Origin of the sequence: Amycolatopsis sacchari (genome assembly GCF_900114035.1) — a bacterium.
Lineage (GTDB): Bacteria > Actinomycetota > Actinomycetes > Mycobacteriales > Pseudonocardiaceae > Amycolatopsis_E > Amycolatopsis_E sacchari.
Window position 1 is genome coordinate 697,140 of the sequence record NZ_FORP01000001.1, and the last position, 15,516, is coordinate 712,655.

12 protein-coding genes and 1 pseudogene are annotated in these 15,516 nt (G+C 63.4%); 5 read left to right on the forward strand and 8 right to left on the reverse strand.

Annotated elements, in window-relative coordinates:
- Positions 1-285: 285 nt before the first annotated feature.
- The 3 genes from BMZ92_RS03340 to BMZ92_RS03350 all read left to right on the forward strand — a co-directional run bounded on the left by BMZ92_RS03340 (position 286) and on the right by BMZ92_RS03350 (position 2,645).
- Positions 286-669, forward strand: a complete 384-nt coding sequence (locus tag BMZ92_RS03340; protein WP_091504137.1) for a transcriptional regulator — start codon at positions 286-288, stop codon at positions 667-669.
- Between the two features lie 257 nt (positions 670-926).
- Positions 927-2,294 (forward strand): transcriptional regulator, encoded by a 1,368-nt coding sequence (locus BMZ92_RS03345; RefSeq protein WP_425425785.1) that lies wholly within the window; start codon positions 927-929, stop codon positions 2,292-2,294.
- Entirely contained in the window at positions 2,295-2,645 is a 351-nt protein-coding gene (locus BMZ92_RS03350; protein WP_091504139.1) for a signal peptidase I, read from the forward strand.
- Here BMZ92_RS03350 and BMZ92_RS03355 read toward each other — a convergent pair.
- The gene (locus BMZ92_RS03355) at positions 2,617-4,038 is read right to left on the reverse strand and encodes a hypothetical protein (protein ID WP_091504140.1); all 1,422 of its coding nucleotides are present in this window, start codon (positions 4,036-4,038) and stop codon (positions 2,617-2,619) included. The genes BMZ92_RS03350 and BMZ92_RS03355 overlap by 29 nt on opposite strands.
- Positions 4,039-4,917: 879 nt before the next feature.
- Here BMZ92_RS03355 and BMZ92_RS03360 point away from each other — a divergent pair.
- Positions 4,918-5,181 carry a winged helix-turn-helix domain-containing protein gene (locus BMZ92_RS03360; RefSeq protein WP_177228512.1) on the forward strand — a complete coding sequence of 88 codons (264 nt, stop codon included), beginning with the start codon at positions 4,918-4,920 and terminating at the stop codon, positions 5,179-5,181.
- 281 nt (positions 5,182-5,462) lie between these two features.
- Here the strand turns inward: BMZ92_RS03360 and BMZ92_RS38750 are convergent, their stop codons facing one another.
- The 4 genes from BMZ92_RS38750 to BMZ92_RS36740 form a co-directional block, all read right to left on the reverse strand.
- A complete protein-coding gene (locus tag BMZ92_RS38750) occupies positions 5,463-5,555 on the reverse strand; it encodes a hypothetical protein (RefSeq protein WP_177228513.1) in 93 nt (30 codons plus the stop codon).
- 1 nt (position 5,556) lies between these two features.
- The gene (locus BMZ92_RS36735) at positions 5,557-5,727 is read right to left on the reverse strand and encodes a hypothetical protein (protein ID WP_218153396.1); all 171 of its coding nucleotides are present in this window, start codon (positions 5,725-5,727) and stop codon (positions 5,557-5,559) included.
- Between the two features lie 632 nt (positions 5,728-6,359).
- Positions 6,360-7,802, reverse strand: a complete 1,443-nt coding sequence (locus BMZ92_RS03370) for an ATP-dependent nuclease (protein ID WP_177228514.1) — start codon at positions 7,800-7,802, stop codon at positions 6,360-6,362.
- Positions 7,803-7,992: 190 nt separating this feature from the next.
- Positions 7,993-9,042 (reverse strand): hypothetical protein, encoded by a 1,050-nt coding sequence (locus BMZ92_RS36740; RefSeq protein ID WP_143249781.1) that lies wholly within the window; start codon positions 9,040-9,042, stop codon positions 7,993-7,995.
- A 417-nt stretch (positions 9,043-9,459) separates the two neighbouring features.
- On the opposite strand from BMZ92_RS36740, the pseudogene BMZ92_RS03375 reads away from it, so the two are divergent.
- Positions 9,460-9,678: pseudogene (locus BMZ92_RS03375) on the forward strand (integrase core domain-containing protein); the annotation flags it as partial.
- A 62-nt stretch (positions 9,679-9,740) separates the two neighbouring features.
- Here BMZ92_RS03375 and BMZ92_RS03380 read toward each other — a convergent pair.
- The 3 genes from BMZ92_RS03380 to BMZ92_RS03390 form a co-directional block, all read right to left on the reverse strand.
- A complete protein-coding gene (locus BMZ92_RS03380) occupies positions 9,741-10,310 on the reverse strand; it encodes a hypothetical protein (protein ID WP_245782860.1) in 570 nt (189 codons plus the stop codon).
- 115 nt (positions 10,311-10,425) lie between these two features.
- Positions 10,426-14,085, reverse strand: a complete 3,660-nt coding sequence (locus tag BMZ92_RS03385) for a S1 family peptidase (protein WP_091504143.1) — start codon at positions 14,083-14,085, stop codon at positions 10,426-10,428.
- 2 nt (positions 14,086-14,087) lie between these two features.
- A complete protein-coding gene (locus BMZ92_RS03390) occupies positions 14,088-14,399 on the reverse strand; it encodes a CU044_2847 family protein (RefSeq protein WP_143249782.1) in 312 nt (103 codons plus the stop codon).
- Positions 14,400-15,516: the final 1,117 nt, after the last annotated feature.

Below are 15,516 nucleotides of genomic sequence, written 5' to 3' on the forward strand. Positions count from 1 at the left end.
GGTCACCGCCGACGCAGGAACCAGCGGCCGACCATTGCGCCAGGTCGAGCGCAAGGTCCCGCGACGGATCGCCCGGGAGATGTGGGATGACGGGACACCGAGAATCCACGCCGCGGTACGAACTGAGTAATAGGTGTTGGCAGACATGAGTGAAGCCCTTCGATAGTTGATTTCGTTGCTGATTTCGACATTCGATGAGCGCGCTCCACCGCGTCAGGGCGCGTCAGATCGCGCTAGGGAGCGGAGCCGCTAACCTCGTCGCCGAGGCGGAGCGCGGAGGAACGGATGGCGGAGGATTGGGCGGCGGTCGCGAAGGCCATCAACGCCCGGGTGAACGAGCTGGGCTGGCTCCAGCGGGAGCTGGCGCAGCGCTCGCACGTCTCGCAGGCCGTGGTCCGGGAGATCCAGCACCACGTCGTGGAGCGCCGGCGCAGTCCGCGCACGCTGGAGTCCCTGTCCGTCGCGCTCGGCTGGCACCCGCAGCACCTCGACGCTGTGCTGCACGGCCGTCGCCCGCCGAAGCCCGCAGATCCCGTGGTGGACCGCGGCGACACGGTCTGGTCGAGAGTGGACGGGCTTGAGCGCCGGCTGGACGAGATCACCGATCGGCTCGACGACCTGCAAGCGACCCTGTCGCAGGTGCTCGATCACGTCCGGCGGGAGCGGTAGGGCTGATTTCCTTTGCATGCCAGTAATTCCACTGCCAAACGGGCACCGGCCCCAGGCACGTCCAGTGCAGGTCGAATGCAGGACCAGTGCAGGTTGGGGGAACGGTGAATCCGGCGACCGGCTGGACCGGGCAGACGGCGTGCGCACTACAGGCCGCGCTACGGCTGAGCAACGAAGGGTTCGCCGAGCACCTCGGCATCGGCGTGCGGACCGTCGCGGCCTGGCATCAGAAGCCGGACCTGCGCCCGAAGTCCGAGATGCAGCAGCTTTTGGACACCGCGCTGGACCAGGCCCCGGCCGCCGTCAAGGACCGGTTCGCCGCACTCACCGGCGACGCCAACCCGGTTGACGACAGGGTGGTCTCCGACCCGAACATCACGGCCGCGCTGGAATGGCTCGACGAGCACGCGGGGTGGGAGCCCGGCACAGCTCGGCGCAAAGTCTCGCGACGCCTGTCCGGACTCGACCTCCGTCAGCTACAGGACCGCGGGACGCGCCGGAGCCGGGTCAATCAGCGCGAGGTGGCCGACGCCCTTCAGCGCTACTACCCCGACCGCCCCGACGACTACGGCTGCTACTCCGCGCGGGTCGACGACACCGAGATCACGACGAGCATCCTCACGCACCCAGCCTGGCTCGACCTCGACAGCCCTCTTGGCGCCGAACAGCTCCGCCTGACCTCCAGCCTTCCCGACAGTCCAGCCGTCCTCGACGCCGAGGCCGCCGGGCACGCCGCACAGCGCCTCGCCGAGGGCCTGGAGCTGGGCACCAAGCTCGTGAACATGCCCCTGTACCGCCTGCTCGGCATCGATACCGCAGGCGGCATCAGCGGCGCGCTCGGCGTGAGCCACTTCGTGCACTACGCGCTGACGATGGACCTGCTCGAAGCCGAACTCGTCGACGCGCTGACCTCCGGCGGGGGTTCACTGCCGCTGCGGGACAGGCATCTCCCCAACATCGCCACCGTCCTCGACCTGTCCGCCCGGCTCTGCGCGGGCGGCACGCTGGCGTTGTGCGCGTTCGCCCGGCCCGCGGACCCGTTTCGTGGACCGGCGGACTACGTGCTGCTCGTTCAGGAACGCTCGGGGCATGTCGTGAACGCTGCCCGGCGCCTCGCGGTCATCCCGAAGGGCTTTCACCAACCGGTCACGGACTACCGCGCGGACGCGAAGATCGCCGCCACCCTGCGTCGCGAGATGGAAGAGGAGTTGTTCGGGCGCGACGACATCGACAACACGGTGGGACACCAGCGCGCCGCGGACCCGATGCACCCCAGCAGGATGTCCGAGCCGATGCGCTGGCTAACCGCCGAGCCTGGCCGGCTGCGTATGGAGTGCACGGCGTTCGGCCTGAACCTCGTGTCCGGCAACTACGAGTTCCCGGCCTTGATCGTGGTCGACGATGAGGAGTTCTGGACGCGCTACGGCGGCGTGATCGAGGCGAACTGGGAGTCGTCCACGTTGCGGCAGTATTCGACCCTCGACCGGGACCTCCTGACGGACCTGGCCGGGGATGTAGCGTGGAGCAACGAAGGACTGTTCGCGTTGCTCGAAGGCCTGCGGCGGCTCAACCAGATCGGCGGCGATCGGGTGAACCTGCCGACGATCGAATGGGAGACACGGTAGGTGGGCGCCAAATGGTACAGCGGCAACGCCAACGACGACGCGCCCGCCAACCGCGGCTGGCTGCTGGGCCACTTCATCCAGCCTGCCGACGACGTCCGCGCCACGAAGGACGTCGAGGTGAAGTGGGGCATCCACCCCGCCGGCGACAAGCGCGCCGGATGGACCTCCGACGACCAGCGCACGACGCTTCTGCTCATGGTGGAGGGCACGTTCCGCCTCGACCTCACCGAAGGCAGCGTGACCCTCAACCGGCAGGGTGACTACGTGATGTGGGGCCCCGGCATCGACCACTCGTGGGAAGCGCTCGCCGACTCCGTCGTGATCACGGTTCGGTGGCCGTCAGCGGCGTGACGTCCGGGAGCCGTACGCGCGCTCCCCCGATCTCGCTCAGCCGCCGAAACCCTTGCAGCAGCGCAAAAAGCCCTTCGTTGCTCCAGCGCTCGTCCGTGACCAGCTCGGCGTTCAGCTCGTAGTCCAGGCTTGAGTACACGGTCAGGCCGGAGGCTTCCCAGTTCGCCTCGATGTGCCCGCCGTACCGGGACCAGAACTCCTCGTCGTCGATCACGATGAGCCCCGCGAACTCGTAGTTCCCGCTGACCAGGTTCAACCCGAAGCCCGTGCACTCGATCCGCAGCCTGTCCGGCTCGTCGAGCAACCAGCGCATCGGCTTGGACAGCCGGCTGGGATGCATTGGCGCGGCCACCCGCTGGGCGCCGGTGCTGTCCACCTCGACGCGCCCGAATAGCTCCTCCTCCATCTCGCGGAGCAGGGTCGCGCGGATCGAGACGTCTCCGCTCGGGTCTCGCAGCGGCTGGTGGAACGCCTTGGGGATCACCGACAGTCGTCGTGCCATGTTGAGCACCTGGTCGGACCGCTGCTGGACGAGCAGCGCGTAGTCGGGACCCTGTTCACCGCTCGCCGGCCGCGCGATGGCGCACAGCGCGAGCGCTCCCCCGGCACAGAGCCGATTGGGCAGGTCGAAGACCGCTTCGACGTCGGGTAAGAGGCTCTCCCGCAGTGGAAGGTTGCCGCGCTCCCCCGCCGCGAGAGCGTCGAGCAGTTCGCCTTCCAGCAGGTCCGCGGTCAGCGCGTAGTCGACGAACGACGCCAAAGCGAGCGTCCCCGTGATCGTGCTCGGCTGAGGATCGACGTCGAGCAGCCGGTACAGCGGGGCGTCCGTCATCCGAACGCCCGGCTCCCGCGCATCTTCGAACCGCTCGCTGTCACTCGCCGACCCGGAAGCCAGCCGCAATCCCTCACCGCCGGGAACTAACGAGCACCCAAGGTCCGACCACCCGGACTCCCCCACGATGCTGGTCACCGGCTCCGACCCGGCACACCGGAACCGGTAGGTATCCACCCCGTAGTAGCGCCGAAGCGCCTCCGCGATGACCGACCGCCCGACGCGAGCCCTCCTCACCCGCTGGTCTCTGACTTCATGAGCCGCGGGCCGATCAGGCGGTGGCGCCAGCAGCTCGTCGATACCGACGCCGAAGATCCGCTCCAGCAGCCGCGCCGTCGCCGGACGCGGCTGCCCCACCGGCGCTCCGTTCTCCCCGTGCCCGGCCACCAGCCGCCGGAGGTGTCGGTGGCTCAAGGTCCCCGGCTCGCCATGCTCGCGCGCGAACACCTCCGCGAACTCGACGAACTCCTCCAGCGTCAACCGGCGCTCCCGGATCTTCTGCTCCAGCAGCGTCCTGTACCGCGTGCCCGATCGGAGCTGACCCGAGGCTGATCTACGCATGATTTCATCATGCCATCCGCCGCGGCTCCCGCTGGGCACTGCGGCCAGGTGTCCCGTCCCGGTGCGTCATCGTCCCGCCAAAAACCGGGTTTCCGAAGGCCCATCGGGACAGGTTGCCGGAACCCGTCCCAGTGCATCTGAGCAGCATCTCCGCAGCTCAACGCGCTATTCAACCCGTCCCGAACGCCGTCCCGTCGTGATCGCCCAGGGGACGGGCTCGACCAACCGCGGACCAGCGCGTCCAACCACGACAGACCGCTATGGCCGCGCTATGGCACGGCTGTGTCCTGTCGCCCGCGGTCGGTCGCCGAGAGGCTGGCAGTGACGAGGAGGCCAAAACACCATGACCGTCCGACTGCGAAACCACTGTCCTTCGACCGATAGCGCACCCGCCTGCGGCAAGCGCATGTCTCTACCTGAGATGGTCCCCAGTCTCCTGGGCCGCCTCCATCGCTTCACCTCTGACATCAGGCGGCCCGGGAACCTGCGCCAATCCACCACGACCGGCCCGCTGCTACTCAGCAAGCAGCTTCGATGCTCCACCGATGCCGTCCGAGACGCGCCTGGCTTCACTGGACCTGCCATCCCGAACCGTCAGCAGGACGGGACGGAGTGATGAGCAGTCATGAACCGGGTAGAACTGGCCGCCTGCGCCTACTTCGGACCGTGGATTCTGGGATTCCTGGTCGTCCTGACTCGCCGGAAGCTGAGGCAACGCCGCGGACGCCGGAACCGCATACCCGTCGCGCATCTGATCGCCCGGATCGAGCACGAGCGAAAGGTTCAGGCGACCGATCGATGGCGCCAGAGCACGACGAACCTGCCACCCAACTGGTGCTGGCCGAGCCGCGATCAAGACGTCCACCCAGCGAGCACGGAATGACCGACTTCGAGCCCAATCCAGCCATCGGCTATCTGTATGAACAGATGGCTCAACACCTCGCAGCTCGCATCGAGTCCGGCGAACTGGCACCGAACACGCCCCTACCGGCGGAACGCCGACTGGCTCTGGAGTACGGCGTCGCGCTCGGCACAGCCCGCCACGCCACCCGACTCCTGCGCTACCGCGGGCTCGTTGTCACGGTGCGCAGCAAAGGCACCTATGTGGTCGATTGCCGCCGTCGTTCCGATGAGCGGCCCTGAACCTCCCGGCCGATTGCACTGGACTTCATCTACGGGTGGGTGAATTCTCCCCGTTACCTTTTGCGTGGCTCTTGAGCAGGGAGGTGCGGTCGCCAGGTTCAGCATGACTGATGCTCCAATTGGGGCCATGCCCCGGGGAGTGTCGCCGGGCCTGGTGGCATCGAGGGACCGATGAATAGGGACACGGCCGCCAATTGATAGGCCTCGTTGTAACGTGGGTGCCGGCCATCGAGCTCCCGGATACGGTATTCCAGTTCCTTCAGCAGGGCGCGGTTCGAGACCTACAACTCCTCCTCGCCGGATCGGTGAGTTTCACGGTACTTCTTCACCCAATTCCGGAGAGTCTGCTCCAGCACCGCCAGATCACGTGCCACCTCACTGATGCCGCCCCTCGTTGATCACCTCCGCACCTATCGCCGCCCGCACCCGCGGCTGAACATGCTGCCGCTCGGACTCGCTCATCTCGCCGAGCACGCTCATCAGCATCTTGTGCGACGGGTTCCGCGCCTCGAACTTCCCGCCCAGCTCCGGCACCCAAACCAGCACCGCGTCCCTTCGCCCACGAGCACCACCGACTGCCGCCGCCGCGGGATCCTTCAGTGCCTTCAACCACGGGCTCACCCCCTCCCGACTTCGTGCGGAGTCGGCGCGATGCGATCATGGTCGTGGCCGTAGTTACTGGACTGCCGGGCAGACTGGCGCAGAATAGTCAAGAGTACATTCAATACGTCGCGCTCAGGTGATTGGGTTGAGGCATCTTCCATTTCAGGTTTACCTTGCACTTGATCTAATAACTAGATCACGCGCACGAAGCTCACAATCGACTGCGGCGCCAGCGGCCGGGTGGTATCCCGCGGTCTTCGGTCGCACCGGCTTCGGTAGACACTGCTCAATCAACTCGCAACCCGGTGACTCAAGCTCGCATCACACCACCAGGCCAACCCCGGTAAGAATTCCAACTCGAGCACGGCGACGTCACCACGCAGCACCAAGTCCCTTGTACGAGCTGAGTCGAAGGTGAGGCAGCCGCGAACGCGCCGAAACTCACCGCACTTCCCGGCCCCGTACTGCCGCGCGGACCCGCATCCCGGCGCGCCCATCTGCAGGCGTCACCATCGCCCGTTGCCGCGGAGAAACACAGGATATCTGCAACGCCAAGAGGGTATATGGCGGAAAACTCAGTGCTTCGGCAAGGCCGCATCAATCGAATCTACAAAAGATGCACGCTCAGTTGGGTCCAGATTCAACGCCCAAACCGCCACGAAATCTTCCCACACGCGCGTCTGTCGCATTCGGGAGCCAAGCAGTTCCGCAATGCGCCGCGTCCATGCGTGATGGTTCTCAATCCTCAGGGCATCGTCGATAGCGTCGAGCAGATCCCCCGTTCGCACCCCGAGCCGCCCAGCCACAATTTCAACTTGATCTTCCGGCATGTTCGGGTAAACGACGCGTTCAGGCGCCGCGTCTCCCGGAAGACGGATGCAACCGTCACTTTCTCCTTGATCACCGTCAAGGACGCCCATTGAGGCACTTGTAAGCTTATCCTTTCCCGCGAGATCTCCGAGAGTCCGTATAACCGATGCAGGTCCAGCCTCGACAATTGCAACGCGACGCCGGAGTTCGGGGCGCTCCTGGGCAATTAATGCATCAACCATCTGAACCGCACGATCGTCTTCACAATATAAGGTCAAGTCGGGATGATCTTCATCGTCCATAAGAGAAAGCGATAGGTTGGAAGTTACACCATAGAGAAGGTTCCGAGTACCATTTCGCTCTAGCTGGATATGAACCCTCGCCTCCGCAGGCAATTGTTCGAGGATGTATGGAGAATGAGTTGAGAGAATGAATTGCATCCTACTATCCCGGGCTATGGCAAATAACTCACGGAGCAGACGTTTCTGCGCTCGGGGATGCAAGGACGCCTCAACCTCATCGATAATCACAAGGGAGTGCTTTGGTGCTTCCCTTAGTAGAGCAACAAGATCTGCAGTAGCGTCTTCGCCTGCACCTTGATGAAAATTGGAATAGTCGCCATCGCCGGTTGACAGAATTCCAATCTGTTTTCCCTCCATGCTCGCCATCACACTACGCGTATATGCCTTGTTCATGATGCGGGAGAGAAGAGCTGTGTCTTTCTCCGAGAAAGGATTCAGATCGCCAGAGAAGTTCCTCTGATTAGCCAACTTGCCGTAGCCAACAGTCGTATTGATAGGCTGCGTACGACTAATGTCTAGAAAAAATACAGGCCTAGTAAATCTTTCTGGCATCCCTCGCCAACGACTCGTCGGCTTCCGTAAAGCAATAGTATCTGACGAATCTCCTCGGCGAATCTGGTATGTGAGAGTCACGCCTTTCACAACCTCCCACGGAGTATTGGGAAAAAAGTCGTCGGGATAGAACGCCTTACTTTCTGGCTTCTTTTTTCCGTCCCCATAGGCCGCGGCGGCAGCTTTTAGTACTGTACTCTTCCCTGCACCATTTTCACCAGCCAGCGCCACGACTGGAAACCGGAATTCGACCAGAGAATCCTTCCAGCCTCGCAGGCCGTCAATTCGCACCGATTCAAGAAATTGAGGCCATCCTCGGTTCGATGTCCTCTCCGTCTGCCAGTCGTTGCTCAAAGGGGAAAGGGTTACTGGCATGGATGACTGACGCAAAATTTGCCCTCTCAAGTCAAGATTTTACGGGAGATGGAGCCTTCAGTGCTGCCTTTACGATTTTCGTCAACCGAGGGAATTATTCCCCGGGTAGATACTGCATGTAATCATATACTGCTGATCATAGCCACCCAAGTCGACTCGGCAAAAGGAGCTAGTTGCAGTGTTTGGCGGGTTTCCAACCGCCTAAGTGATCGGCCACGCGACTGGTGACTGAAGCAACATCGCGTTCAAACCGTTGCCAACTGTTTCCGGGATACACGGCTTCGACGATCCCGAACATCGGAAGTGAAGGATCGATCCCGACTGTCGGGTCCCGCAGTTCGTAGTGCATGCAGCGATTCCGCACCTGTCGCCCCTCCCGCGAGAGCACGCGTCGGGTCGGCGCATCGGCCAAGACATCACGAAGTCCTCTTGCCCCGGCGGTGTCCAGACTTGGGTATCGCTCAAGAATGCGCTGAAGTGCGGTCAACGAGTGATACAAAGTGATAGTGCATATCCGGAAAACGGCCTGCTCGTAGCCCGCCGCCGTGTTCGGCAAGAGGGTAAGGGCCGTATTCAGGTCGCCCTCAATTAAGATTAGCATCGTCTTGAGGCTGTCCGGGAAGTCGAACTCGAACCGCTGTGGAAAGTATCGGGATGAAAGCCGGTTGCGGTAGGTAATTTCACATCTGCGCTCGAGATTAATGGTGGCCGACGGGGTGCTGCCATCCAGCGCGGCCGCCCCCAGTACCGCCAAAGTGCCTCCCCATTCTTCAGTGACGGCGCGCAAGTCTTCACCGGAGACAGTGTCCGTGTTTGCGATGTCGAGTCCGAGGCGGTAGGCGGATGGCAGGGTCGCTCCAGCGAGTCTACCTTGGCAAAGGTAGAGCCCGATATCGGTCTCAACCCAGCGTGCCCACCGAAACGTGTTTCCAGTAAGTCGATTGTGATGCGCTTCGAGGATCCGCTCAAGGTCGAGGAGAACGTCGTCGTAGCTTTTCTTGGTGTCGTCGAGCAGTTTGGTGGTGTGTCGTGCCCTAGCGGTAATCGCGGTGTACTGCTCGCTGAGCAAGGCAGCAAGTTCGGGTATTCCCACGTGCCGGTTCGAGGACCCGAGTGCGATCGCGCCCTCATGTGCGATGCGCACGAAATGGTGCCCCAGCAGTAGGGGAATGGCGCCCTCGATGTCACCGGCTTGCCGGGCCGAGAGGACGACATCCATAGCCCACCGTGCGTCCTCGGCAAGCATCTGACGAGCTGCCCAACCGCGGAGCTCGCTTGCATAGGGGTCGTGACCAGCCACGATCATGACAATACCGAAGCAGCACGGAGGTGCACGAACCCCAGGTCGGTCCAAGTTTCGACCGCGCGGGCGCGTCATGAGCCTGCCCCTGTCCGAGCCACCGCGTGTTGCTCCGGCTTGAGGACGAGGTGCTATTCGGCTCCGCACGACGCTAGCTGTTGCGGGTCATGACGTTGGTGTCGGCTGAGGGAGCCTGAGGTGAGGGGACGGGCCTTTCGGCGGCAGGATGAGAAGTACCACCAACTCGTCCACCACGGCTGAAAGACCCGTCCATGCTCCACCGTAACGCCCCGCTGTCGGTCGAAGGCCGTCGGCGGCTGGTCCAGCGCTGTCAGAACCCCACGCCACAACGGCAAGGTCGAGCGATACAACCGGATCCTGACCGAGGAATTCCTATATGCCCGAATCTGGACCAGCGAACAACACCGTTCCAACGCACTCGCCGTCTGGAACCTGCACTACAACTACCATCGACCACACACCGCCGCCGGAAACCAGCCACCAGCGTCCCGGCTCCACACCGGCGTCACCAACCTCATGGCCTCATACAGCTAGTACCTCATCGGGACAGCCCAAGCCGTGTGGATAGTGCACAACTCCCCCCTCGGACACACGCACTATCTACACCCGGGCTGGTCGTCGCATAGACGGCCAGCCCGTTTGGTTCGTAGCGTAGCTCCAGGTTTAGCGCTCGGTACAGGCGGCTCAGGCCTGCCGTGGTTGCGTGGGCCAGGGTGCCGCAGACGTCGCCGGGTGCATCGATCCTCGCGTATTTCGGCGCGGCTTACCGTCGAGTCGGCTGGCACGCTCTCGATCGGGGCCTTCGCGGCGGCTCGTTCGGCCTGTGCCTGGTTGATCGGGTCGACGAGTGCTTCGGGCTCGACGCCGGCCGCGATCGCGGCCTGGTACCGCCGAAGCCTCGCCTCTGCGTCGGCCGGCCGGTTTCGCGCAGCTTCCAGCGAACCACCGCCCGCCTGGCTCCCTTCCGAGCCGAGTAGCGCGGCCGCTGTTTGGTCGGGGTTGTCCGGATGGAACAGCTCGCGAAGCCGTCCGTTGAGCGCCTCGACGACCACGCCTTCGCGCAGGTTCACCGTCTTCGGGTGATCCGCTAGCTTCAACGCGCCGGGCGCCATGGTCCGCGAGGTGCAGCGGTAGTAGGCACGCTTCCTGATCGTCGCGCCTCGCATCTTCCGGCCGCATGCTCCACATCGGACGAGGCCCCGAAGCAGATTCGACCGTGCGGTCTTCCGGGCGCCGCGCTCAGCCTGGCCGCGACGTTGATGTGAGACTCGCCATGTGAACCTAGGCGAACAGGTCTTTGACGATTGAGTCGATTTCCACCGCCACACCTTGTTGAGTCAGGGCCTGCCGGATCACGTTGCGCTGTGTCTCGAATCGCTTCGCGGGGAGGAGGACATCAGCAGCGATCATCTCCGCCTGTTCGGCCAGGTCTGCAAGTCGACGGTGTACCTCGTCGGCGGGGTCATACAAAGGTATAGGTAGCTGAAATACGGACTTGTCGAAGTGTCGTGGATTGTGCTCTCCGCGTGGTTGCAGCGGTCGAACGGCCATCGTTAGGGTTTCCGAATTGAGAAATGCGGCCAGGAAGCGGGCTTCGTTTATATCTGTGGCCGAACCCCAGTACAACTGGTGCTCGATGATGACCTTCTCGTCGGTTACCACTGCGGCGGCGGAGTACATGCCACTGGCGGCATAGACCACCCGGTACTTTGTCGCCGGTAACTGGCGTGACAGTTTGTTGCGATAGTCGAGCTGTTCCGCGAGGCTGAGTCGGTCGCTTTTTCGATGCCGTTCCCAAACCTTCTCGGCCGCTCGCCACCACTGGGCAAGTCCTGGATAGGTGTCGAGCTGTTCATCGTGACCGTCGAGAAGTCGATTGCCACTCCAGGGGATCACTGCGCTGACGCTCGATGCGCCACGGAACGGCAGAATGCTGTCACCTCGGTATAGGGGCCGAACGAAATCCTTCTCAACGACGCCGGTCATTGAAGGAAGGTGTTTCCATGGCGGTTTCTCGTTCGCGCTGCGACGGCTTCGAACCGCTATGCGGCCAGCGCCGGAGCCGAGTGGTCCGCTATCAATCTCTTCGACGAGGAACAACATGTTGGGCACCACTGTGGCTCCCTGCGCGAACCGGCCCATATATGGAGAGGCAGTTGTTGTGCGCACCGGCTCGCCGATGTAGCGCGAGATGCCGGCTAGGACCTCGGCGCGAGATGCCCCGTTGAGGTTCAGGCGTCCGGCCCACACTTGCGGTTTCTGAATGAGCGGGACATTGTTCGCCGCATTGCGGCGCGTGCCGAACGCAACACATGCAGGAACGGGGAAGAACGAGGGTTTAACGAGGTGCAAGTCCCATGGGCGTTCGAAGGCGACCGTCACACCTTCGGTCGGTGCGGAGTAGTTCCCTTTGCGGAACCCTTCGTAGGTGCTATGACTATGGATTTTTCGTGGCAGGACATCCCACGGCATAACGTACCCGAAGCGGCCTCCCGGCCGGAGGTATTGCTCGATACACCGCGCGACAAATAACGCGGAGAGATCTTGGTTGGTGGCATGGCTTCCTCCCACCCACAACGATCGGTCGACGCTCATGGCGCGGAACGCGGCTTTCTGAGGTCCGGTCATGTGCCGGTAGGACAGCCACGGCGGATTGCCGACGAGCACGTCCACCCTGTTGTCCGAGCGCTTCAGCCAATCAGGCCGGGCAACGTTGCGGATATAATAGCCCCAGATGTGATCCAGCTTCTCGTCGTGCAGTTCGCACATGACTCGAAAGGTCTGCTTCAGCATCGCGCGTTCGTCGATGTCGTCGATGTCGAGTCGCCGGAAAAGTCCAGTGAGCGACGGCACTGGTGCCCCGCGTACCCGGTCGGTGGCGCGATCGGCCAACTCTGCGACAAGACGGTCGAACAGGTCCGCACTCGCGACGATCCGATCAGGGAAACTGAACATCCGAACCGCAGGGTCAGCAAAAGTAGCGTCCGAGACAAATGTCGAATGGTCAAGTTCAGCGGGAATGGTGAGATTGTCGTCCGACCACAACGAGTTCTCCTGTCCCCACCGCAGTGAGTCCGCAAGGTACACCGGCACGGCGAACGCGGGTCGCCCACCGTGCTGCAGGCGGCGGGGTCCGATCGCGAGGAGGTAGGTGACGCGGGCGAGCGTCACCGCGACCGGATGCACATCGAAGCCCACGACGTGCTCGGTCACCGCACGGACAACAGCAGGTCCACCGGTCCCGGCAGCCTCCGCCGCTGAGATATAGTGGCGGACGGCATGGAATAGGAAGGTGCCGCTGCCGCAACTCGCGTCGAGCACGCGCTCCTCGAGCGGGTTCTGCACGCATTCGTCAACGATGCTTTCGGCGAGCCAGTCCGGGGTGTAGTACTCGCCGAGCAGGTGCCGAACGTCCGCGGGAATGATCGACTCGTACAGAACCTTCATCACGTCGTGCTCGACATGGTGCCATGAGAAGCGGGTCAGTCGACGCGCCAGGTCCTTGACGAACCGGCTGCCACCGGGCACCTCGACCACCCAGTCGAAGAAGTCAGCCTCGATCACACCCCCGATCTGTGCTTGGGTGAAGAGCTCACCGGAGGTGATCGCGGCGGCGGTGAGTGCGGGATCCATCGGGTCGAACCCCACCACGGCGTGACCGATGACCTCCGCCATCAGAACCAAAAGTGTGTGATCGATAAAGAGTGCGTCGTCGTCACTGAAATGCGTGCCGGAAGCTGTAGTGAGCAGTTTGGCCCACAACGCTCGCTTCACCCTGACTTCGGGCATGTTTCGATGTCGTGCGTAGATCGCGCGCAGTTCCGTGGAGTCGATGGCATATGAAGGGCTGCCGGCTCCCAGCCTGCGAACGATCTCCGTGGGCGTCGGTTCTACCTCGTTCCCGCTGGCGAGTACGGATTCGAGCCATGCCAGCACCTTGTCGACGTCCGTTTTGCCGGAACCGACCTCCATGGTGGCCTGGACGGTGTGGAGCTTGCCGCCGAGACGGCGGTAGACCCGCCATTCGAAACCATCGGTCATCACTCCAACCCATCGACGTTCGGGCTCATCGTCGTGCGCGGCGAGAGACTTGGCAAGCTGCCGCCTCGCAGCGTTTTCCGCGGCGTCATCCCGCAGGTCCCGCCGCACAACGAAGACGGCAGTGCCCGTCGCGGTCTCGATCGGGCCCTTCGCTCCGCCGAACTCGTGCGCAGGAAGTCCCAGGCTGCTCGCCCGCAGCAACCGCGTGACGTCGTCGCGGACATGCGCATCGGTTCGGTCGGCGTCGCGGGTGGCGAGGCGCCTGACCAACGCGAGCAGGGTCGTCGGGTCGTCGCCGTCGGCCGAGGGTAGCGACGGCCAGCGGCGCAGCACCTCAGTGGCTGGTGTGGCGAAGACGGCGGCACCAGCGGCGAGCTCTGGCTGGTCCACACGAGGAACGTTGAACCGGACTACGCCCGCCGCACACGCCGGCTGTCCGATCAGCACTGGCGCGCCACTCACTCCGGCCAGTGGTAACGCTGCTGCGGACTCCCGGCAAGCCAGCTGCATGACGGGAGCGCCGTCGGGAAGCTCCCCCGAAACCCAGGTGATCTCGCCGGACACAGCGAAACCAGGCATTGCACGTACAGCCGCTGGCCTCCCCGGTGCGACGAACGGCGTGTGTTCTACGGCATCGCGGGTCAGCTGAATCGGTTCGAGACCCTCCGGCAGAGCGCGCCCGAGGCGCAGCAGGGCGATATCGAGATGGTGATCGCCCTCATCGACAGTGGCGTCACTGACGTGCCCGGTCCACACGCATCGCAGCCGTGAGAATGCGATCTCGCCGGTCTCCCTGTCACCGATGCAGTGAAAGGCAGTCAATGCGAGACGGTCTGTGACCGCGAAGACGGTGCCGCGCTCATCGCCGGTTGCAGCATCCAGCAACCGGCCGACCGCCATAGTCACCTTTCGCTCTGCCGGGATTTCAATATCAACTTTGCGGACAGCGTCGCTCCAGTCGATGCCTTTGCGATCACCACGCCGGCTTCGGCCTGCACGGCGATGTCGAACCCGACTTCGATGGTGTCAACTGCCCACGGACTCTCGTTGTCGGAGGTTAGGACGCGCTCGAGCCGAGCTCGGAACCGGTCCGCTACCTGCGCCACACTGTCGGCGATTTCGGAGGCACGCCGGCGAAAGTCTTCCGGCACCGCCACCCGCGGAGAAAGATCACCGGAAACCGAGCTAGGACGAACTTCCAGCAGTATCTCCACTGGTTGATCGTCCTCACGCTCACCAGATTTGGCCATCGTGTCCCTCCCTGACGGCGAGTTATCGACAACAATCATCATCACGAGCCTTGGACGCGCGACTAGCGGCCGACCAGGTATTTCTGCACGTCAGTCCGTCGTCGGGACGGCTACGAGCGATGTGGACCCCGGCCCCTGTACGGACCCGGATTCCAGAAGTTGCCGGTCACGGACAACGTCGAAGCTTGACATCGCCCAAGCAGCTGGTCAACATGCGAGGTTGACTCGGGTGCATAGTTGCCCAATAGTAGGAGTTCGGCTAGCTGTCGCGATCCGCGGTCTACGCGGACAGATCAGCTGAGTCCGAGCCGTGTGGTTAGTGTGCAACTCCCCCTCGGACACTTACCATAACCTCAACTGTGCGGGTCGAGATTCGTCTCGGCCCGCACAGTTCGTTTTGCGGGATGGTAGGTCAGCCGCAGGCCGAGCTGGCGGTAGACCTCGGCCTTGTCGTCCGGGTCGGCATCGATCAGTGCCTGGCGGATGTCCCCCCAACTCCTCGGCCAGGTGGCGGATCTCGATCTTCGTCATTCTCGGCGGGCGAGCGGCAGGGCGGTGAGGGCTTCGGCACGCCTGCCTGCGTTTCGGCCATCCACCGCGTGACCAAACGCGGGTCAGCGCCGGCTTCCAGCGCCGCGATGGTTACTCGACGCGTGGTCAGCACCGGAGAATCGTCGTGTTCATCGGCGGGTCCGGACCGCTGTCGAAGCTCGGTGGCGAGATCCGTTGACCGCAAGCACGCCGACCTCCGGTTCGATCCGGTCATCGGCGTCGGCGGCTTGCGGTCAACGTGCGGACACTGGTGTTCGGTGCCGTGACTCACCGCGGGCGACACGAACGACCAGTTCGACAACCTCTTCGCCGAGCCTGGAACCGGGAGCTTGGCCAACGCGCAGCTATCCGCTCACCCGATTGCCGTCGCAGTACTTGGCCGGTCAATGCGTGAAGTGTTGCAGAAGCCAGTCAAAAAGCGCGCGCACAATGCCGGAGGCGATGGATCCGACGACGGTGGTGACCATCGGGCGGGGCCCGTGGCGGTGGATGTGGCTCATTGGATGCTCCTCGTGGTCGTTGTTGTGGT